Genomic DNA, 20,594 nt, shown 5'->3' on the forward strand with positions numbered 1-20,594 from the left:
CCTTTGGATGGCGGTCGGATGGCTGGGGTTTGCCGTGCTGCCTTGGTACGGCATCGAGGACGGGTTCTTCGGCTTTTCCTGGCTGTTCGACGGTTACCCGTCCGAAAGCGAGTTCGCGCCGGCCCTGATTCTGGCCCTCAAGGGCGAGAAACTGTGGCTGGCGCCGCTCGGCTTGCTGCTGGCGGTGCCGCTGCTTCTGTGGGGGCGCACCAAATCCGATCCGTTCTTCAGCCGACTGCTGATCATTGTCGGCGCCGCCGGATTTGGCTGGCTGTTGTTCCAGGGCTTCGCCATCGGGCTGCGCGGCTGGCAGTTCGGCTGGCTCACCAGCCTGTTCGGCGAACTTGGCGACCGCCAATTCGGCCTGGGCTACGGCGCCTTGCTGGTCAGCGGTGCCTTTCTGTTCCTTTTCACCCTGGGTGTTGCCGCGCGCGGCGCCATCTCTGGTGACGTCTTCGTCGTCGGCTCGATCGGCTTTGTCGTCGCCATGGTTGCCATTTTCATCTTCATGCCGATCCTGATGATGCTGGCCAATGCCATGCAGACCGACGATGGCGGCTACTCGCCTGTCGCGTTCCTGGCCAAACTGTTCAGTTCGCGGCTGTGGAGCCTGGCTTGTCTTGCCGACGGCAGCCGCTGCGGCGTGGCCTGGAATTCGCTGCTGCTGGCCGTGCTCGTCGGCCTGCTGACCATGTTTCTGGGGCTGGTGTTCGCGCTGGTCGTGACCCGTACCGGTTTCCGCTTTAGCAAGCTGCTGCGCGCGCTGACCGTGTTGCCGATCATCACGCCGGCTTTTGTCATCGGTCTCGCCATCATCCTGTTGTTCGGACAGTCGGGCGCGGTGACGCAGAGCGTCGCCGGCGTCTTCGGCATTCAGCCGACACGGTGGGTATATGGACTTCCCGGCCTGCTCATCGCCCAGGTCCTCGCCTTCACGCCGATTGCTTTCCTGGTGCTGATCGGCGTCGTCGAAGGCGTCAGCCCGTCCATGGAAGAGGCCTCGCAGACGCTCCGAGCCAGCCGCTGGCAGACCTTTTGGACCGTATCCCTGCCGCTGATCCGGCCGGGCCTGGCCAACGCCTTTCTGCTCGGCTTCATCGAGAGCATGGCCGATTTCGGCAATCCGCTGGTGCTGAGCGGCAATTACGACGTGCTGTCGACGGAAATCTTCTTCGCCATCGTCGGCGCGCAGAACGATGCGGCACTTGCCGCGATCCTGGCGCTGGTGCTGCTGGCCTTCACGCTCGGCGCGTTTTATGCCCAGCGCTTCTGGATCGGCAGGCGCCCTTACACCACCGTCACCGGCAAGGGCGACGCCGGCGTCCATCCGCGCCTGCCGGGCGGGCTGACATACGCGCTCTATGTCATCGCCGGACTGTGGACGGCCTTCACGGTGCTGGTCTACGCGGTGATCTTCTACGGCAGCTTCGTCAAGCTCTGGGGGGTCGACCAGAGCCTCACATTGGAGCACTACAGGAAGGCGTTTTCCGTCGGCTGGAATGAGTTCGGCATCCACTGGTCGGGCTCGGCATGGAGCTCCTTCTGGACGACCATGGAGATCGCGCTGATATCGGCGCCGCTGACGGCCGGAATAGGGCTTCTGACCGCCTACCTTCTGGTCCGCCAGAATTTCCGCGGCAAGAATGCCTTCGAATTCGCGACCATGCTCTCGTTCGCGATTCCGGGAACCGTAATCGGCGTCAGCTACATCATTGCCTTCAACGTGCCGCCGATCGAACTGACCGGGACCGGCATCATCCTCGTATTGTCGTTCATCTTCCGCAACATGCCGGTGGGCGTGCGCGCCGGCGTCGCCTCGATGTCGCAGATCGACCGCAGCCTGGATGAATCCTCGCTGACGCTTGGCGCCAACTCGTGGCAGACCTTCAGACGCGTCATCCTGCCTTTGCTGAGATCGGCAATGCTGGCGGCGCTCGTCTATTCCTTCGTGCGCGCCATGACCGCGATCAGCGCCGTCATTTTCCTGGTCAGCGCGCGCTACGATCTTTCGACCAGCTACATCGTGGGACGTGTCGAGAACAATGAATACGGCATCGCCATCGCCTATTCGACGGTGCTTATCGTCGTCACGTTGATGGTGATCGGCCTGATGCAGCTGGTTGTCGGCAGCCGCAATATCGGCCGGCGCGGCATCCAGCCGGGCGACGGCTGGAGCGTGCGCACCAATGTCAGCCTGCCCGGAACGGCAGGCGGCCCGACGACGATAGCAGGAGCTGGGTGATGGCCGAAATTCGCGGCAACGCCGCCTCGGTGACCTTCGACCATGTCACCAAGACATATCCGGGCGCCAGCACGGCGGCGGTCGACGACATCTCGCTTGCGATCGAAGCCGGCAAGCTGGTGACGCTTCTCGGGCCCTCCGGCTGCGGCAAGACGACGACGTTGCGCATGATCGCCGGACTCGAAATGCCTTCCAGCGGCCGCATTCTGATCGGCGGCAAAGACGTCACGCGCCTGCCCGCTACCGACCGCGACGTGTCCATGGTTTTCCAATCCTATGCGCTGTTCCCGCATATGACGGTGATGGAGAACGTCTCCTATGGCTTGCGCTTCTCCGGCCATGACAAGAAGGAGGCTGCGTCGCGTGCCCGTGCCGGGCTGGAAATGGTCGGCCTGACCGGTTTCGAGGCGCGCCTGCCCAGCGAATTGTCTGGCGGCCAGCAGCAGCGCGTGGCGGTGGCGCGGGCGCTGGTGCTCGAACCGCAAGTGCTGCTGTTCGACGAGCCGCTCTCAAATCTCGACGCCAAGCTACGTCGACACGTGCGCGAGGAAATCAGGGAAATCCAGACCAAGCTCGGGCTGACGGTGGTCTATGTCACGCATGACCAGGAAGAGGCGCTGGCGGTTTCGGACCGTATCATCGTCATGAACAAAGCCGTGATCGCACAGGACGGTACGCCGCGCGAACTCTATGACGCGCCGGCCAACGCTTTCGTCGCCGATTTCATCGGCGAAGCCAATATCCTGGATTGCGAGGTGGTTTCGGTAGAAGGCGATGAAGCCACCGTCCGGCTGGGTTCGCTGGCCTTGAAACTGCCGGCGCGTGGCCACCGGGCCGGCCCGGCGAAGCTGGCGGTCCGGCCGAGCCGGATCGGGATCGGGGCTGCCGGCACGCCGCGGACGATCGCCGGCAGTCTCGAAAAGGTCACCTATGTCGGTAGCCATCTCGAACTGATCATCGGCACACCGCACGGCCAGGTGTTTGCAATATCGCCCAATATCGATGCGCCATTTCAGGCAGGCGACAGCGTCGGGATCGGCTTTCCGGAGCGCGGACCGGTTCTGATCAAAGCTTGAAGGATTGCACGCAGAGTTGGCGGATCTGGGCGAACACGCCGCTGCCGCCGCAAATCACCAGCGCGCCTCCTTCCAGCACCGTCTTTGGGTCGGGCTTGACGATCGTGCCGCCGGCTTCTTCCACCAGGAGCATGCCTGCCAGGCAGTCCCACGCGTTCATATGCTCTTCGACATAGCCGAGCAGCCTGCCAGCGGCCACATAGGCGAGCATCAGCGCACCGGATGCGTTACGGAAAAACACGCCGCCTTTGGAAAACAGCAAGCCGATGAGCGTGGCGACGTTTTGCATATCGGCGCGGTTGGAAAACCCGGTGCCCAACGAACCGTCGGTCAGGCTGGTGGCCGCGCTTGCCCTGATCGGCTTGCCGTCGAGAAAGGCGCCGCCGCCCTTACGGCAATGAAAAGTCTCGCCCGTGGAGGGTTCGTGGATGACGCCCACGACAGTGTCGCCGTCCTTGGCGCAAGCGATGACCACACACCAGGCCGGAATGCCCCGCACGAAGTTCGCGGTGCCGTCGATCGGATCTATCACCCAGACATGCCCGCTCGATCCGGTGACCGAGGCATGCTCCTCGCCGACAATTCCATCGGTCGGGTAGGCGGCTTTCATTGCCGCGCGGATGAACAGCTCGACCTCGCGGTCGGCCTGCGAAACCATATCCTGATGACCTTTGCTCTCGATGGCGAGGCTGTCGAGATCGCGAAAATATTTCAGGCCGAGCGCGCCAGCGCGCCGCGCGAGATCGATGGCGAACTGTTCGCGCGCTGCTGTGTCGGGTGTCATGGGGTCCTTGGGATGGCGAATGTGATCTGAGGAAAATACCCCAGCCGGAGAAGCTTAGCGGTCAAGGTAAGAGTGTGCAAATGACGGCTCTGCCTTTTGCAGGGCGGCTCGAGGTCGACCGATCTCCCACGCACTGACAGCGATAACCGCGGTCATACCGAGCCGGTCATGCCGCCGTCGACATAGATGATCTGGCCCGTCATGAAGCTCGATGCATTGGATGCCAGGAAGATCGCGGCGCCGCCCAGTTCGTCAACTTCGCCCCATCTGGCCAGCGGTGTGCGCCCGACCAGCCAGCGCGAGAATTCGGCGTCTTGCACCAGCGCCTCGTTCAGTTCTGTCCGGAAGTAGCCTGGGCCGATACCATTGACTCTGATGCCGTGTGGGCCAAGCTCGGTGGCAAGCCCCTTGGTCAGCATTTTCATCGCACCCTTCGATGCCGTGTATGGCACGATCGAGGAACGCCCCAGTTCGCTTTGCACCGAACATATGTTGATTATGGACCCGGTCTTGCGGGCCATCATCGAGCGGACCACCGGCCGGGTGACATAGAATGCACTGTAAAGGTTTGTCCGCATCAATCTGTCGAACATGTCGAGCGGGAAATCGGCGAATGGCGCGCGGTGCTGCATGCCGGCATTGTTGACGAGAATATCGATCGGGCCGCGCTCTGCTTCCAGCCTGCCGATTTCACGCTCGACGTCTTCAGCCACGGTCACGTCGAAGGTGGAGCCGATCGCCTGGATACCGGATTCGGCCAACGATCCGAGTGCCTTTTGAACGTGGTCTTCGTCCCGCCCATTGATGATCACCGTCGCGCCGGCGCTCGCCAGCGCCTTCGCCATGGCAAAGCCGATTCCGCGGCTCGATCCGGAGATGAAAGCGGTTTTGCCGGCGAGGCCGAACAGGTCCGATAGGTCGGTCAATGTTTGTTTCCCAGAGATGCGGCCAGATGCAGGCGATCGAGGCCCTGCCGTACATCGTAAGCGCGAACGACCGCTGTCAGCAATGGCGAGATTGCCGGCGATAAACGCTTATCCCCGCCAGACGCCTTCCCGGCGCAGATCGTCCATCGTGCGCGAAATGCCTTCGCGCAGGATCGACACCATGTCGTCGATCTGCTCGCGCGTGATGATCAATGGCGGCGACATCACGCACATGTTAATCAGCGGCCGGACCAACAGGCCGAGCTCGTGGCAATGCGCGTCGATGCGTTTGCCGACATCCTTGTCGAGCTGCAGTGGATCCTTGCTGTCGCGGTCGGCGACGCATTCGACGCAGCCCATCAGCCCCATGCCGCGCACCTCACCGACCACCGGCAATTCCTCCAGCGTCTTCAGTTGCGCCTGGAAGTAGGGCGCGACCTCGCGCGTATGGGCCAGCACGCTTTCGTCCAGAATATCGAGGTTCTTCAGCGCCACCGCGCAGCCGACCGGATGGCTGGTGTAGGTCAGGCCATGGCCGAACATGGCGTCCGGATGGTTCGAGCGGCGCAGCTCCTCCAGCAGCCGTTCCGAAAGGATGACGCCGCCGAGCGGGAAATAGCCTGAGGTCACCCCTTTCGCAAAGGTGATCATGTCGGGCTCGATGCCGAACACCTCGCCGGAGGCAAAGACATGGCCAAGCCGGCCGAAGGCGGTCACCACCTCGTCGGAAATATAGAGGATGTCGTTGTCGCGGCAGATCGTCCGGATGCGCTGGAGATAGCCCTCCGGCGGCACGATGACGCCGCCCGACGCCTGCACCGGCTCGCCGACGAAAGCACCGATCCTGTCGGCGCCGACACGGGCGACCATATCGCGGAATTCAGCGACCAGCGCATCGGTGAAAGCGGCAACGCTCATGCCCTTCGGACGGCGGAACGGATCGGGTGAGGACAATTTGACGACCAGCTCGTCTGCGCCATCCATCCAGTCACGGTCGCGCGGACGCCCGTTAAGCGAGGCCGACAGATAGGTCGAGCCGTGATACGCGCCGCCCCGGCTCAGGATCAGCTTCTTTTCCGGGCGGCCGCGCACATTGTTGTAAAATTGCATAAAGCGCAGCGCCGTCTCGACCGCCGAGGAGCCGCCCGTGGTGAAGAAAACATGGCTGAGATCGCCCGGCGCGTGGCCGGCGATTCGCATGGCCAGTTCCGCCGACGGCGCATTCATCGTGTACCACGGCGTGTTGTAGGACAGCGCCATCGCCTGGTCGTACATTACCTTGGCGAGCTCTTCGCGACGGTGGCCGACATTGATGCACCACATGCCCGCCGGTCCGTCGATCAGCCGCTTGCCGGTGGCATCGGTGATGTAGATGCCCTCGCCCGCGCCGATCAGGGCGCGTGCCTCCGCGCCGACCGAGCCGGCGAACGGCCAGGGCTGGACAAGATGGCGCTTGGCCAGTTCGACGGCATCCTGAGCGCCGGCTCCAGCCATTTCGGTCGAAGTGATGTCTCTTGCCGCCGCCATCTTCGCCTCGCATTGTATGCCGCAATTTCACCGGACACGAAGCTGGTTCACGCTCCAGGAAAGCTCGGCTTTCTTCGTTCATTTTGAATGGCCGTTCAATCAATATTGCAGAAATAGCGCTTGATTTCAATCCGCCGATGCGCGCATGATGAAAGAAAGCCGGCAAGCTCGGAGCACGATTGCGCCCTGGGCATAAAGTGGGAACAGATAGCCGGTTTCAGCAATGGGATGCCGCATGGCAGGACAGTCCGCGCCAGCAACCGAAATCACGCCGGAGACCCTGCCCGAGGGCCTGCAATGATGGTGGCCGCGGAAGGGTCGCCCGCTTTCGGCATGACGCGGGCGAGGCGAAACGCCCTTCTGCAATCAGAACCCGTTCAGGGTCTTGCCCTGATCAGCCCGACCTTCGTCTATGCGCTGATACTTCTGGTGCTGCCGATCCTGGCGGTCATCGCGCACTCCTTCTGGACGCAGAATTACCTCACTGTCGACCATACCTTCACGCTTGAAAACTACCGCCTTGCGCTGACCGAGCCGATCTATCGCGACCTGCTGTGGCGCTCGCTCTACATCTCGCTGACGGTGAGCTTCTTCACGGTCGTGCTCGCCTATCCGATCGCCTATTTCATCTCGTTCCACGGCGGCCGCCACAAGGGCCTGTGGCTGTTCCTGATCACCATCCCGTTCTGGACCAGCTATCTGCTGCGGGTAATGTCGTGGAAGGTCATCCTCGGCTATAATGGCGTGCTCAATTCCGGCCTGATGGGCCTTGGCATCATCGACGAGCCGTCGACCGCGCTGCTTTACAATTCGACTGCCGTCATCATCACGCTGACCCACGCCTGGGCAGCCTTCGCCATCCTGCCGATCTTCGTCTCGCTGGAAAAAATCGACCGCACGCTGGTCGAGGCGGCCACGGACCTCGGCGATGGCCCTGTCCGTTCCTTCCTGCGCGTGACGCTGCCGCTTTCGGCGCCCGGTATCATTTCGGCAGCGCTGATCGTCATGATCCCGACGGTCGGCGATTACGTCACGCCGAAGCTTGTCGGCGGCAAGGACGGCGTCATGATCGCCAATGCCATCCAGGCGCAATTCGGCAAGGCCTCCAATTGGCCGCTGGGTGCTGCACTCTCCGTCACCACGATGCTGGTTGTGACGCTGATCGCAGGCGCCACGGTTCTGATCATCCGTGCCGCCCAGCGGCTGGCACGATGAGGCTGGCGCGATGAGGCCGGCGCGATGACGGCGATGCGCCGCTTGCTGCCGGGCCGATTGCTGCCGGCCTATGCGTTCCTCTACGTCGTGTTTCTCTATCTGCCGGTTATCTTCCTGCCGATCTTCTCCATCAACACCGCCGCGACGCCGAAATTCCCGCTCTCCGGCTTCACCTTGAAATGGTACCACGACCTGCCGCGCACGCCGGCGCTGCTCGACGCCACCTGGAACAGCCTGGTCGTCGGGGTATCGGCCTCCATCCTGTCGACCGTTCTTGGCATCCTCGCCGCGCGCTCGATCACCCGCTACCGCTATCCCGGCCGCCGCGCCATCAACGGCCTGATCATGGCGCCGCTGGTACTGCCCGAAATCATCGTTGCCATCTCCTTGCTACTGGTGATCCTGCAACTCGGTTTGAGCCTGTCGCTGTTCACCGTCGTGCTTGGCCACGTCCTGGTCTGCGTTCCCTATTCGATGACGGTGCTGACCGCCGGCTTCGAGGGCTTCGACCGCAGCCTGGAGGAAGCCTCCGCCGATCTCGGCGAGAGCGCCTTCGGCACGTTTCGGCGGGTGACGCTGCCGATGGTGGCGCCGGCGATCATTTCAAGCCTGCTCGTCTGCTTCACCATTTCGCTCGATGAGTTCCTCATCGCCTTCTTCCTGACCAGCACCGAGGCTACACTGCCGATCTATATCTGGGGCCAGTTGCGTTTCGCCGCGAAACTGCCCGGCGTGCTGGCGCTGGGCACGCTGTTGCTGGTTGCCTCGTTTCTTTTGATGACCATCGCCGAAATCCTGCGCCGCCGCGCGGCCAGACGCACCCAGAACGAGGGAGGCCTCCATGCCTGAGCGGCCCCAAATCGAGCGCTCTATGATCGAGATCCGCAACGTCACGCGCAGCTATGGTTCGTTCAAGGCGCTGGACGACGCCTCGCTGACCATCAGGGAGGGCGAATTCTTTTCGCTGCTTGGCCCGTCCGGCTGCGGCAAGACCACGCTGTTGCGTATGATTGCCGGTTTCGACAACCCGACCAGCGGCTCGATCTCCGTCGATGGCCAACCGATGGAAGGCATCCCCGCCAACGGCCGGCCGACCAACATGGTGTTCCAGAACTACGCCATCTTCCCGCACCTCAATGTCGAGCAGAACGTCGCCTATGGCTTGAAGCGGCTGAAGCTGGCCGGCACGGAGGAAAGGCGCCGCGTCGAGGAAGCCCTCGCCCAGGTGTCGCTGACCGGCCTCGGCAAGCGGCTCGCCACCGAGCTTTCCGGCGGCCAGCGCCAGCGCGTGGCGCTGGCTCGCGCGCTGGTGATGCGCCCAAAAGTGCTTTTGCTCGACGAGCCGCTGTCGGCGCTGGACAAGAAGCTGCGCGAGCAGATGCAGGTCGAACTGCGCCGCCTGCAGCAGGCGGTCGGCATCACCTTTGTCCTGGTAACCCACGACCAATATGAGGCACTGGCGATGTCGGATCGCATCGCAGTGATGTTCGGCGGCATGATTGCGCAGGTCGCATCGCCGAAGGAGATCTACCAGCGGCCGGTCAATCGCCAGGTGGCCGACTTCCTCGGCGGCATGAATTTCGTCAAAGCGGAGATCGTCGAGGAGAACGGCGCCTCGCTGGTGCTCGACACGCTGGGCTTCGGCCGCGTCAAGACCGACAAGCCGAAAGCTTTTGTGCGCAATGGCACCGCCGCGACGCTTGGCATCCGGCCCGAGCGCCTGCGCGTTCTGTGGGACGATGCGACGGCAAAATTCGAGGTCGCCGGCAAGGTGGTCGAGCGCCATTATTTTGGCGAGATCACCCATTTGATCGTCGAGATACCAGGGCTGGAAAAGCCGTTGTCGGTGACCGAGACCAACGACTTCGGCGCCGACGACATTCCGGTCGGCACCACGATCCGCCTCGCCTACGACCCAGAGGCCTTGGTGGCGATGGCAGATTGACGCTATCTCACCTCCAATTCGGCGGACAGATAGTCACTTAATCGATTGTCGCCTGCCTTCTTTGAATCCTCCAGCAGCATTTTAAGATCATCAATGTCGACCAATCCATGGTTCTGCAAATAGACGACTGTAAGCTCCGGGTCGAACCCGCACTTGAGATTACCCAATTGGCTAAGCACGTGATAATGCGCACGGTCGCCGGACTTCCAAACAGCAAATGAGTTGATCGGCCAGCCGCCCTGAAGGTCAGCTTTAAGTGAGCTTGCCGAGTATTCGCAGACCTTCTTTAAGGTATTGTCGAGTTCACCAATCTCGATTGGGTGGGGCGCCGAATAATAGCCAGCCGCAAATCCTGTAACTGCCATGACCGCACCGGTGAGTACGATCTTCGAGACCGTTTTCATACCGCTCAGATCTCCTCGATCAACCGCCGCGCCATTTTTCGCCCGGCGACGATTGCACCCTCGACATAGCCTGGGAATGACGGCGACAGCTCCGACGAGGCGAAATGGACCGGCGGCGCGCCGGCGCGGATGATGCGTTCGGCATTGGTTGCCGTCGCATCGACGATAAGGTCGCTGTAGCCGCCACCGCTCCAGCGATCGTCCGTCCAGTCACGGTAGCTGAGATCGGAGAAGCCGGCCGCCTCGGCGCCGAGCGCTTGCTCCAGTTTTGACGTCACCTTAGCGCGCAGTTCCGCCTCGCCCAGTTCGCGCCAGCGCCGGGCCAGCGGCCCGCCGATGAAGACGACAAGTGCTGGATGACCGTCGTCATTGCCGGCGTCGCAGGCAAAAAGCCCGTGCGGATCGCGCCACATCACCATGCCGCTCAAGCCCCTGTCGCGCCAGAAGGCCGTGGGATAACGCGCCAGCATCTTGATTACCGCGCCGCTTTGCCAGACGCCGAGCGCTGCTTCCAGCGCAGCCGGCAGCAGCGGTACGAAATCCAGTCTCGACGCCATCATCGGCGGGACTGCGACCAGCACCGCTCGCGCCTCGATTGAGCCTGCGGCCGAGACGACGCGAACCCCTTCCGCTCGACGCTCGATGGTCTTGACCGGCGTGTTCAGCCGCAGGCGACCACCGAGGTCGCGGGCCAGGTCGTCTGCCAGCGAATGCATGGTTTCGCGCACGAAATACTGCAGTTCCGACACCTCGTTGGTGATGCGGCGGTCGTTGTCGATCAGGTACCACAGCGGCAGCCTTTCCATTGCCAGGCACCAAAGGCCCTCGATCAGCGAATGAAAGACCGCCTTGGCTTCATCGGGATCATTCTGGCGATCGAGCCATGCCGCGACGGTCAAACCGGCAATGGCCGGATCGTCCGGTGCAATCGCGTTCATCCGCTCGCGTATTCGCATGGCGGTGCCATAAGTGCGCTCGGCTTGCGCCTCGCTCATCCGCGGTTGGGTGATGAATTCGCCGGCGAAATGCGTCCCGACCAGCGTCTTGCCGCGTGCCCGCACCAGCGCCATCAGTTCGGGCATGTCCTCGCACAGGAACTGGCCGCCGCTGTCGATGCGCTCGCCGAGCCCGTTCGGCATGGCTTCGACGCGTCCGCCGACGCGGTCGCGGGCTTCGAGCAGCACGAAATCGACGCCAGCGTTGTTCAGCTCATGCGCCGCCGACAGGCCGGTGAAGCCGGCGCCGACGACGACCACCTCGGCTCGTTCGATCTCGGACGTCAATAGCCGGCCTTGATCTTCTCGAATTCGGCGATCATCCGCTGCTTGAGCTCCGGCGCCACCGGCTGCTGGAACAGCGTCTTGTCGAGGAACTTGTCGAGATCGTCGAAGCCGCGCTCGGCCAGGATCTTGGGATCGATCGCCGCCATGGCAGCGGCGTTGCCATGGCCATAGCCGAACGTCTTGACCAGATAGTCGGATACAGCAGGCGCATTGACAGCGTTCAGGAAATCATAGGCCTGGTCGAGATCACCCGGTGCGTCCTTCATCAGCACATAGCCGCACACCCATGTCGACAGGCCTTCCTTGGTATCGCGGTTCATGGCGATCGGCACGCCTTGGCCCTTGAGGGTGACGAAAGTCTCGTTCCAGCCCCAGGCGAGATCGACCTCGTTGCCGGAGAAGGCCTGATTGATATCGGTGTCGTCGGTCCAGTAGAAGCGGATGTTCTTGTGCACGTCACGCAGAAATGCCGAGGCGTCCTTGAACTGCGCGTCGGTCATCTTGTTCCAGTCCTTGAGGCCGATGACCAGGCTGGCCAGCGCGTAGGCGTCGTCGACATTGTCGCCAATGGTAACGCGCCCCTTGAACTTCGGATCGGCAAAGATCCTGAGCGACTGCGCCTGATCCGGCGTCACATTGTCGGTGCGGTAAAGCAGGGCCGTATTGCCCCAGTCGAAAGGCATGAACCAGGCCTTGCCGTCAGCGGTGGTGGCGAGATCCTTCATCGCCATGATGCCGGGATTGAGATCCTTCCAGCCGGCGATACGGCTGGTGTCGAGCGGCTGCAGCATGCCGGCCTCGCGCCATTTCACCACGCTTTGCGAGCAGGGATGCGCAATGTCCGCCTTGAAGCCGGCCCGCATTTTCTGAAAGGCCTCTTCCTCGTCGCCGAAGAAGGCGAAGGTCGGCTCGGCGCCTTGTTCGGCGGTGTAGGCCGGATGCAGCAGCGGGTCCTCATAGCCCGACCAGTCGAACACGACGAGGTCGCCGCCGCCTGCCGCAAGTGCCGCGACTGTGCCTGCGCCGATTGCGCAGGCCGCGGCGATGGCCAGGCGGCGAAGCACGGAATTCATGGCGCAAAGCTCCTCATCGCGGGAAACACCGCGGCGACGTTAGGAGAATTCGGGAGCTTTGGCGAGCCCGTCCGCCCGCTATGTCCGTGGGCAGACGGGCCAAGCGAGGAGAGCTCAATAGCCGGCTTTGATCTTCTCGAACTCGGCGATCATCTTGAGCTTGAGATCGGATGGAACCGGCGACTGGAACAGCGTCTTGTCGACGAACTTCTGCACGTCGTCATAGCCTTTCTCCTTTAGCACCACCTGGTCGACGCCGGCCATGCCATTGGCATTGGCCTGGCCGTAGCCCCAGTCCTTGACCAGGACCTTGGCGACTTCCGGATCGTTGACGGCGTTGAGATAATCATAGGCCTTGTCGGCATTGCCGGGCGCATCCTTGAACAGCACATAGCCGCAGACCCAGGTCGAAATGCCCTCGTCGGTGTCCTTCTTGGCCTTGATCGGCACGCCGGCGGCGACAGACTGCACCGTCGCGTCGTTCCAGGCCCATGCGAGATCGACCTCGCCGCCGCTCAACAGCTGCACGATATCGGTTGAGTCGGTCCAGTAGGAGCGGACGTTTTTGTGCACCTGGCGCAGGAAGCCTGATGCCTGTTTGAACTGGTCATCCGTCATCTTGGTCCAGTCCTTCAGGCCGATGGCGAGACTGGCCAGCGCGTAGGCGTCGTCGACATTGTCACCGACGGAAACCCGGCCCTTGAACTTCGGATCGGCGAAGGCCTTCAACGACTGCACGTCCTTCGCATCGATCTTGTCGGAATTGTAGGTCAGCTGCGTGTTGCCCCAGTCCCAAGGCATGAACCAGGCCTTGCCGTCGGCGGTGGTGGCGAGATCCTTCATCGCCATTATGCCGGGATTGAGGTCTTTCCAGCCTGATATCTTCGAGGTGTCGAGCGGCTGCAGCAGGCCGGCCTCGCGCCATTTCACCACGCTTTGCGAGCAGGGATGGCCAAGATCGGCCTTGAAACCGGAGCGGACCTTTTCGAACGCCTCGTCCTCGTCGCCGAAGAAGGTGAAAGTCGGCGAATCGCCGTTCTTTTCGACATATTTCGGATGGAAGCCGGGCTCCTCGTAGCCAGACCAGTCGAACACGACGAGATCCCTGTCCGCAGCCAGCGCCGCCGCCGAAGCGGCGAGCGCTCCGGCCAATGCCAATGTCAGCGTCAATGTCAGCGTCGGGCGTCGCGTCATTGTCTTCATTGCTGTTCCATCCTCTTTTGATTGTTTCACGCCGGCTTGGCACCGCCGGCTGTCGGCCACGGATAATGCTTGGGAAATGCCGCGGACAGGAACGCGTTCGCGGCCTGCAGCGCAGTCTCGCGCGTGGTGTCTTCGGTGCCCATCATCAGCCGCAGCCACAGTCCCTCCAGCATGGCGCTGAGCGCCAGCGCTATCACCTGCGGCTCATAAGAATAGCCGCCGCTCTGCTTGAGCGTCGCGCAAAGGTCGATAAAGATGTTCTGATAGACGGCGTCGCGTGCGCTGCTCAGCGCCTGATAGGTCGGCCGCGATTTGGCTTCGCCCCAGAACGCACACCAGGCCGCCAGCTTGCGCTTGTTGCAGATCGAGCGGTCGAAATCGGCCGCGACCAATGCCTGCAACTGGCGGGCGGGATCATCGCCGGCCTTCTGCAAGGCGCTGCGCCAATGCGCCGAATACTCGTCATACATGTATTGCAAAGTCGCGACGAGCAGCTTCTCCTTGCTTTCGAAATGGAAATTGACGATGCCGCGCGACAGGCCGGCACCGTCGGCAACGTCGGCCATCGTCGTATCCGAATAGCCGCGCTTGGCCAGTGAATCGATCGTCGCTTCGATCAGTTGAAGCTGCCTGGTCTCTTTCGACGCCTTGCGGCCACGCTTTTCGGTGTCGCTCTTTCGCGTCGCCTCGAGGAGGGCTTCGCGCGCCTCTGTTGTCTTCATGGGATTGATGGTCTCCAGCATCGCCGGCTAGCCAACCGGCTTTCGGCCGCGAAGATGAGTGGGACGGTGCTCGCCTGTGTCAAGCACCTTCTGCATGGCTTCCCAGGTTCGTATATTCTTGTCGACATAGGCCGCGCCGACGGCAGCCGCGACCACCGGGTAGAGCGGCCCCTTCAAGCGGTTCAGCTCCTCCCCCGCGATCTCGCGATACCAGGGATTGCGGTCGCGCACGGTGATGTCGGCAAAGCCGGCCTGGCGCATCGCCTGCACATAGCGGGCCGGCGATGCCATGGCGAAGGACAGGCCTTCAGCGGCGACATAGGCCTTCATCTCGGGCGACGGCTCGCCATCATGCGAGATCATCCAGTTCGACGCGGCAAAGACGCCGCCAGGCTTCAGGACGCGGAATATCTCGGCGAACAATGCATCCTTGTTCGCCACGTGCAGCAGCGCGTCCTTGGAAAATACGACGTCGAAGGCACCGTCGGCAAAAGGCAGCGGTCCTGGCGCCGCCTGGATGAAATCGGCGCGACGCGCGAGCCCGCGCGCAGCGGCCCGCTTCCTGGCCGTCTCGATCACGGGCCGTTCGACGTCGAAGCCTGTGAGGTGGGCCGCGCGGTGACGCTCGATGAGATGCAGCGTGATGCCGCCGGAACCGCAGCCCATGTCCAGGACTGTCTTGCCCGCAAGCGACAGCCCTTCGACGACCCGGTCGACCTCTTCTGGCCCACCCGGCGACAAATAGCCGTCGCCCCACAGCGCCTCGAGGAAGCGGATGGCGGTGTCGTCATACTCCGGTTCGGCCTCTGCCGTTTCGATCATCAAACCCTGGTCCCAAGGCTATCCTCGAATGAGCCAAAGCCTAGCGCATAAACACGAAAACGCAACATCATTTGTTGAACATTCATTCAATATGGCTGGACAGGATGACCGTCTTCGTGCGAAATTCGGCTTATTGGGGGCGCATCACACGATGGTCGGGCCGCACCCGCTATGCAGCGGCCATGTTCTTCTACAAACGTGGCGAGATGAGCGCTGAAACGCTGGAGGTCTACCGCATTTGTGCGAGGCTGGACTCGACCGATCCGCTGCCGATCATCCGCGATCGCGGCATTGGCCAGGACTGGCTTAAACGCATAGGTTTTGAATAACTCGCCCTGGGGCGTGTTGAGATTCAGGTCAGGCCGAGTCGAAAATTGTGGGTTCCGAGAACCGGAGCGGAGCGTACTTTTGGGTGCCCTAGCCGATGGTCTTTTCCAGCATACTGAGCCAATTGCGATAGGCGATCTTCTCGATCAACGCGCGCCCGAAGCCGCGTGCTGCGAACGCGTCGAGCAGCTTCGGCAGGCCGGCAACGTCGCCGATCACGGCAGGAATCATGGCGCCGTCGAAATCCGAGCCGAGGCCAACGCCGTCTTCGCCCAGCGCCTGCAGCAGCGAATCGACATGGCGCACCATGATGTCGAGGCTGGTGTCGGCGTTCATCCTGCCGTCCTCACGCAGGAACCCGGTGGCGAAGTTCAGCCCGACCATGCCGCCCGAGTCGCGGATTGCGCCGAGCTGCCATTCGGTGAGGTTGCGCGAATGGCCGCAAATCGCGTGCACGTTGGAGTGGGTCGCGACCAGCGGTGCATCGCTGATTTCGACGACGTCGCGAAAACCTTTTTCGTTGAGATGCGAAAGATCGATCATGATCTTCAGCTGGTTGCAGGCTTTCACCAGCGCCTTGCCGGCATCGGTCAGCCCTGGCCCTGTATCGGGCGACGACGGAAAACGGAACGGCACGCCGTGGCCGAAGGCATTGGGACGGCTCCAGACGATACCGAGCGAACGCAGGCCGGCTGCGTGGAGGACGTCAAGCAGGGTGAGCTCAGGATCGATCGCCTCGACCCCTTCGATATGGAACACCGCCGCGATCGAGCCTTGCGTCATCGCCTTCCTCACGTCGCCGGCGCTGCGGCAAACGGTGAGCGCCGAAGCCCGCTCCAGCCTGAACAGGATCGAGGCCATCGCCATGGTGGAGTTGAGCGCATCGGCGCGCGGAACCTCGGGCGGCAAGGGCTCGCTGTCACTCGGCGCCAGCGGCACCGAGCCGCGTTTGGATTTCTCGACAGGCGGCGGGAAGATCGCGAACATGCCGCCGGCAAATCCGCCTTTCTTCGCGCGCGGCAGGTCGATATGGCCACCCGGCGTCCCCTCGACGAACAGCTTTTCGACGTCCGCATCCTTCGACTGGTAGAGCCTGAGCAGCGTATCGTTGTGGCCGTCGAAGACGGGAACGAGATCGGATTCGGTCATGGAGGGCCATTCGGTTGAAGTGGTCGGGCCGCAGACGGCGAGCCGGTTTGTTGGCAATACTTAGGCAAGACGGGCGCTCTTCGCAAATCCCGCATGTTGCCGCTGTGTTTGTACGCCTCCAATGGCCGAAGAGGCCCGCGGTAAAGCCGCGCACCCTTTCTCCTGTCATTCATCGATGGCTGTCTCTTACCGCTTCAGCACGTCCGCCCATTCCGGATGGCGACGGAACTGGGCATTGGCGAACGGGCAAAGCGGGATGATCGTTTTGCCCGCCGCACGCGCATCCTCGACGGCACGGGTGACCAGGCGAAGCCCCGCGCCCTGGCCGCGAAATGCATCCGGCACTTCGGTATGGTCGATGATGATCTGGTGCTCGCCGATCTTGGTGAAAGTCATCTCCGCCTCGGCGCCGCCCGGCCCACGCAGGAGATAGCGGCCCTTCGAGCCGCGGTCCTCCAGTTCGATCTCCGGCAATAGGTCAGACATGGCTTGCGGTCCTTTCGTCCGGCGCCACGGCGAACAACCGCCGCGCCGCCTCGATCTCGCTCGGCCGCACCTCATGGCCGCCGTCATGCCACTCGACTGTGACATCGGCGCCATCGGCGCGCAAATAGGCTTCGAGCCGCACCGTCAAATTAGGCGGACAGACCGGGTCCCGCCTGCCGGCGGTGACCAGGATGTGACTGCCGCCAAGGCTGCCCTTGACCTCCGGCTCGAACGGGATCAGCGGATGCATCAGCACCGTTGCGTCGAACAGCGACGGCTCGGCAAACAGCACCGAGGCCAGGATGTTGGCGCCGTTGGAGTAACCGAGGCCGAGCACCGAAGATGGCTTTGCCGCCTCGACATGTGCCTTGACGAAGCCGGCCATCTTCTCTGTCGCTCGCGTGAGGTCGCCCATGTCGTAGACGCCCTCGCCGGCGCGGCGAAAGAAGCGTGCAGCGTCTTGTTCCGAAACATCGCCGCGCGGAGCGACGATCGTCGCTTGCGGCACAAGATCGCGTCCAAGCGACAGAAGCTGGGCCTCGTCGCCGCCGGTGCCATGGAAGACGAAGAGCAGCGGTCCATCAGGCGAACCGGGCAGCACCTTGTGAATATACGAATCCTTACTCACGACGTTGCCCTCAGTCTTCCAGTTTCTGCAGATGCTGCTCGAGATAGGGCCGCAAATGCTGGTGTTGTGACGGCAGCTTCAGCGCCTCACCAAGATGGGCGGTTTCCTCGTCGCGGTCGAAGCCGGGCTCGTTGGTAGCGACTTCGAACAGCACGCCGCCCGGTGTGCGGAAGTAGATCGCCCAGAAATAGTCGCGGTCGATTACCGGCGTCACCTGATAACCGGTATCGAGCAGCGCCTTGCGCACTTCGAGCTGCTTGGCGCGGTTCTCGACGGCGAAGGCGACATGGTGGACCGAGCCGGCGCCGAGATTGGCGAAGCCGGCCCCTGGCAGCGATTCGATATCGACGACATCGGCGCCGTTGCCGTTCTTCACCGTTAGCCGCCTGACATTGCCGGACTTGTCGACCTCCTCATAACCCATGAATTTCAGCAGCTCTTCGGTGGCGCCACTATCTTTCAGCCTGAGCGACACTGAGTGAAAGCCGCGGATCGCCTCGTCAGTGGGAATGCCACCCTTGGCCCAGGGCGCTCGGCTGTCCGCTCTGTCCTCGACCAGCGCAAAACCGTCGCCGTCGGGACCGGCGAAGGCAAGACGCTTCTCGCCGAACGTCTCCTCGCGAGAAAGCCCTGTGACACCTTGCTCGGCAAACCGTTTCTCCCAATAGCCGAGCGTGCCCTCGGGCACCGAGTAAGTGGTTGTGCCGACTTCGCCGACTCCATGGCGGCCCTTGCCGATGTTGGGGAAGGGGAAATAGGTCATCACCGAGCCGGGCATGCCGACCTCGTCGCCGTAATAGAGGTGGTAGACGTCGGGCGCGTCGAAATTGACGGTTTTCTTGACCCGCCGCAGGCCGAGCGTCCCGGTGAAGAATTCATTGTTCTGGCGCGCGTCGCTGGCCATCGAGGTGACGTGATGCAGGCCCTTGACCTGGTCGAGCATGTTTCTGCTCCTTCCCTTGTACTGGTGCGGCCCTTGCCGCTGTCCACGCAAATATGAGGATCCGGCTCCTGGCTGCAAAGATGGCAAACACAGAATGGACTGTGCTGTTAAAGTGAACGATCAAACAGGTTTTGTTCACCATTCGGCAAACTGGACCGGCTTGCATATTCGCCGAAATTGCGCTCCATGAGCGACGTAGCCGGCATGAGGATATAGCGGTTGATTGGAAAACGCCCCAACATTCTCCTGATCACCTGCGACCAGTGGCGCGGCGACTGCCTATCGGCTGCTGGCCACAAGGTGGTAAGAACGCCGAATGCCGACGCGTTGGCTGCAGAGGGCATTCTTTTCAAGAAGCACTATGGCGGCGCCGCGCCTTGCTCGCCGGCTCGCGCCTGCCTCTACACCGGCCTCTACCAGATGAACAATCGTGTCTGCCGCAATGGCACACCGCTCGACGCCCGCCACGGCAACATAGCGCTCCGGGCGCGTGCCCTCGGCTATGAACCGACGCTGTTCGGCTATACTGATATGGCACGCGATCCGCGTACGCTGGCGCCTGGCGACCCGCAGCTGAAGAGCTATGAAGGCGTGCTGCCCGGCTTCACCGTACGTCAGCTTCTGCCCGAGCACCAGAAGCCTTGGCTGTCATGGCTCAAGGCGCGCGGCGTCGATGCCGGCGCCGGCTCCCCCGACATCCATCTCCCGGTGGGTGAAATCCCGGAAAACGACGGCGGGGTTAGCAACGCCCCGCCCGTCTATTCGAAGGACGAAACGCCGTCGGCCTTCCTGGCCGGCGAATTTATCCGCTGGCTCGGCGAACAGGAGCGCGATGCGCCGTGGTTCGCGCACCTTTCCTTCATCAGTCCTCACCCACCCTTCATCGTGCCGGCGCCTTACAACGCCATGTACGATCTGGCCATCGGTCCAGCTTTTGACCGCGCCGAAAGCTGGCAGGCCGAAGCAGCAAGCCACCCTTATCTCGCCTATGAACTTGACCGGCAGGAACGGTCGAAATTCCGGCCCGGCTCGGAGGGCAAGGTGCGCGACTGGGGCGACGATAATTTTCGCCGCATTCGGGCGCTTTATTACGGCATGATCTCGGAGAGCGATGCGCAGCTTGGCCGGGTCTGGCAAGCAGTCAAGGCGGCCGATGCATGGGACGACACCGTCATCGTGCTGACCTCCGACCACGCCGAGATGATGGGCGACCATTTCATGCTGGGCAAGGGCGGCTTCTTCGACGGCAGCTTCCATATTCCGCTGATCATTCGCGATCCGCGCCGCCGAAAGGCTGTCGGCAGCAGCGTCGACCGCTTCACCGAGGCGGTGGATTTGGCGCCGACCTTGCTCGAGCTCACTGGCGGCGAAGTGCTGCCGCATCTCGACGGCCGCTCGCTGGCGCCTTTCCTGGACGCGACGGAGCCGGACGCCTGGCGCGACGCGGCCCATTGGGAGTTCGATTTCCGCTCGATCGCGGATGGTGATGCCGAACGGTATTTTGGCATCGGTCAACGCCAGTGCAATCTCGCCGTCATCCGTACGGAAAAGTACAAATATGTGCATTTCGGCGGTGGCCTGCCGCCCTTGCTCTTCGACCTCGAGAAAGACGCCGGCGAGGTGACCAGCGTCGCGGACGACCCAGCCTATCGGCCGGCGCGGCTGGAACTTGCCGAAAAGCTCCTTGCCTGGCGGGCCGAGCATCTCGACCAGTCGCTGGCGCTCGCCGAATTGACGCATGACGGCGTTACCGGCCATGTCGCGGGCCTGCCTTTTGCGTCGACATGAGAAAGCCCGCGCCGTTGCCGGCGCGGGCTTACCTGTCGACTGAGATGCAGC

At 62.6% G+C, this 20,594-nt stretch carries 20 protein-coding genes; 7 read left to right on the forward strand and 13 right to left on the reverse strand.

What is annotated here, in order from left to right; genetic code table 11:
* Positions 1 to 7: 7 nt before the first annotated feature.
* Positions 8 to 2,242, forward strand: a complete 2,235-nt coding sequence (locus tag NKH71_RS06620) for an ABC transporter permease (protein ID WP_352788848.1) — start codon at positions 8 to 10, stop codon at positions 2,240 to 2,242.
* Positions 2,242 to 3,318, forward strand: a complete 1,077-nt coding sequence (locus NKH71_RS06625) for an ABC transporter ATP-binding protein (protein WP_352480834.1) — start codon at positions 2,242 to 2,244, stop codon at positions 3,316 to 3,318. Before NKH71_RS06620 ends, NKH71_RS06625 begins: the two co-directional genes overlap by 1 nt.
* On the opposite strand, the gene NKH71_RS06630 is transcribed toward NKH71_RS06625, so the two are convergent.
* The 3 genes from NKH71_RS06630 to NKH71_RS06640 form a co-directional block, all read right to left on the reverse strand.
* Positions 3,308 to 4,102: an inositol monophosphatase family protein gene (locus NKH71_RS06630; RefSeq protein ID WP_352480835.1), complete on the reverse strand. Its 795-nt coding sequence runs from the start codon at positions 4,100 to 4,102 to the stop codon at positions 3,308 to 3,310. The genes NKH71_RS06625 and NKH71_RS06630 overlap by 11 nt on opposite strands.
* 152 nt (positions 4,103 to 4,254) lie before the next feature.
* A complete protein-coding gene (locus NKH71_RS06635) occupies positions 4,255 to 5,028 on the reverse strand; it encodes a glucose 1-dehydrogenase (protein ID WP_352494204.1) in 774 nt (257 codons plus the stop codon).
* Between the two features lie 108 nt (positions 5,029 to 5,136).
* Positions 5,137 to 6,555: an aminotransferase gene (locus tag NKH71_RS06640; protein ID WP_352480837.1), complete on the reverse strand. Its 1,419-nt coding sequence runs from the start codon at positions 6,553 to 6,555 to the stop codon at positions 5,137 to 5,139.
* A 297-nt stretch (positions 6,556 to 6,852) separates the two neighbouring features.
* On the opposite strand from NKH71_RS06640, the gene NKH71_RS06645 reads away from it, so the two are divergent.
* From NKH71_RS06645 to NKH71_RS06655, 3 genes are read left to right on the forward strand one after another with little or no spacing between them, the layout of a single operon-like run.
* Positions 6,853 to 7,770: an ABC transporter permease gene (locus NKH71_RS06645; RefSeq protein WP_352480838.1), complete on the forward strand. Its 918-nt coding sequence runs from the start codon at positions 6,853 to 6,855 to the stop codon at positions 7,768 to 7,770.
* A gap of 24 nt (positions 7,771 to 7,794) precedes the next feature.
* A complete protein-coding gene (locus NKH71_RS06650) occupies positions 7,795 to 8,619 on the forward strand; it encodes an ABC transporter permease (protein ID WP_352788846.1) in 825 nt (274 codons plus the stop codon).
* Positions 8,620 to 8,641: 22 nt separating this feature from the next.
* Positions 8,642 to 9,715, forward strand: a complete 1,074-nt coding sequence (locus NKH71_RS06655; RefSeq protein WP_352481109.1) for an ABC transporter ATP-binding protein — start codon at positions 8,642 to 8,644, stop codon at positions 9,713 to 9,715.
* 2 nt (positions 9,716 to 9,717) lie between these two features.
* Here the strand turns inward: NKH71_RS06655 and NKH71_RS06660 are convergent, their stop codons facing one another.
* The 6 genes from NKH71_RS06660 to NKH71_RS06685 form a co-directional block, all read right to left on the reverse strand.
* A complete protein-coding gene (locus NKH71_RS06660) occupies positions 9,718 to 10,119 on the reverse strand; it encodes a hypothetical protein (RefSeq protein ID WP_352480839.1) in 402 nt (133 codons plus the stop codon).
* A gap of 5 nt (positions 10,120 to 10,124) precedes the next feature.
* Positions 10,125 to 11,402, reverse strand: a complete 1,278-nt coding sequence (locus NKH71_RS06665; protein WP_352480840.1) for a flavin monoamine oxidase family protein — start codon at positions 11,400 to 11,402, stop codon at positions 10,125 to 10,127.
* Positions 11,399 to 12,475, reverse strand: a complete 1,077-nt coding sequence (locus tag NKH71_RS06670; protein WP_352480841.1) for an extracellular solute-binding protein — start codon at positions 12,473 to 12,475, stop codon at positions 11,399 to 11,401. Before NKH71_RS06670 ends, NKH71_RS06665 begins: the two co-directional genes overlap by 4 nt.
* A gap of 114 nt (positions 12,476 to 12,589) precedes the next feature.
* Positions 12,590 to 13,678, reverse strand: a complete 1,089-nt coding sequence (locus NKH71_RS06675) for an ABC transporter substrate-binding protein (RefSeq protein ID WP_352480842.1) — start codon at positions 13,676 to 13,678, stop codon at positions 12,590 to 12,592.
* 26 nt (positions 13,679 to 13,704) lie between these two features.
* Positions 13,705 to 14,421 carry a transcriptional regulator BetI gene (betI, locus tag NKH71_RS06680; protein ID WP_502896875.1) on the reverse strand — a complete coding sequence of 239 codons (717 nt, stop codon included), beginning with the start codon at positions 14,419 to 14,421 and terminating at the stop codon, positions 13,705 to 13,707.
* A 6-nt stretch (positions 14,422 to 14,427) separates the two neighbouring features.
* Positions 14,428 to 15,222 carry a methyltransferase domain-containing protein gene (locus tag NKH71_RS06685; RefSeq protein ID WP_352480844.1) on the reverse strand — a complete coding sequence of 265 codons (795 nt, stop codon included), beginning with the start codon at positions 15,220 to 15,222 and terminating at the stop codon, positions 14,428 to 14,430.
* Positions 15,223 to 15,326: 104 nt separating this feature from the next.
* Between NKH71_RS06685 and NKH71_RS06690 the strand changes: the two genes are divergently transcribed.
* On the forward strand, positions 15,327 to 15,551 hold the full coding sequence (locus NKH71_RS06690) for a hypothetical protein (RefSeq protein ID WP_352894692.1): 225 nt from the start codon (positions 15,327 to 15,329) through the stop codon (positions 15,549 to 15,551).
* A gap of 88 nt (positions 15,552 to 15,639) precedes the next feature.
* Here NKH71_RS06690 and NKH71_RS06695 read toward each other — a convergent pair whose 3' ends face one another.
* From NKH71_RS06695 to NKH71_RS06710, 4 genes are all read right to left on the reverse strand, one after another.
* Entirely contained in the window at positions 15,640 to 16,698 is a 1,059-nt protein-coding gene (locus tag NKH71_RS06695; RefSeq protein WP_352480847.1) for a dipeptidase, read from the reverse strand.
* A gap of 186 nt (positions 16,699 to 16,884) precedes the next feature.
* Positions 16,885 to 17,184, reverse strand: coding sequence for a GNAT family N-acetyltransferase (locus NKH71_RS06700; RefSeq protein WP_352476216.1), 300 nt, complete (start codon positions 17,182 to 17,184; stop codon positions 16,885 to 16,887).
* A complete protein-coding gene (locus NKH71_RS06705; protein WP_352480848.1) occupies positions 17,177 to 17,812 on the reverse strand; it encodes an alpha/beta hydrolase in 636 nt (211 codons plus the stop codon). Before NKH71_RS06705 ends, NKH71_RS06700 begins: the two co-directional genes overlap by 8 nt.
* Before the next feature lie 10 nt (positions 17,813 to 17,822).
* Complete coding sequence (locus NKH71_RS06710) at positions 17,823 to 18,755, reverse strand: VOC family protein (RefSeq protein WP_352788839.1); 933 nt, start codon at positions 18,753 to 18,755, stop codon at positions 17,823 to 17,825.
* A 219-nt stretch (positions 18,756 to 18,974) separates the two neighbouring features.
* Here NKH71_RS06710 and NKH71_RS06715 point away from each other — a divergent pair, with 219 nt between their 5' ends.
* On the forward strand, positions 18,975 to 20,543 hold the full coding sequence (locus NKH71_RS06715) for an alkaline phosphatase family protein (RefSeq protein WP_023720911.1): 1,569 nt from the start codon (positions 18,975 to 18,977) through the stop codon (positions 20,541 to 20,543).
* Positions 20,544 to 20,594 lie beyond the last annotated feature (51 nt).

Origin of the sequence: Mesorhizobium sp. M0983 (genome assembly GCF_040318975.1) — a bacterium.
In the GTDB taxonomy this organism is placed as follows: domain Bacteria; phylum Pseudomonadota; class Alphaproteobacteria; order Rhizobiales; family Rhizobiaceae; genus Mesorhizobium.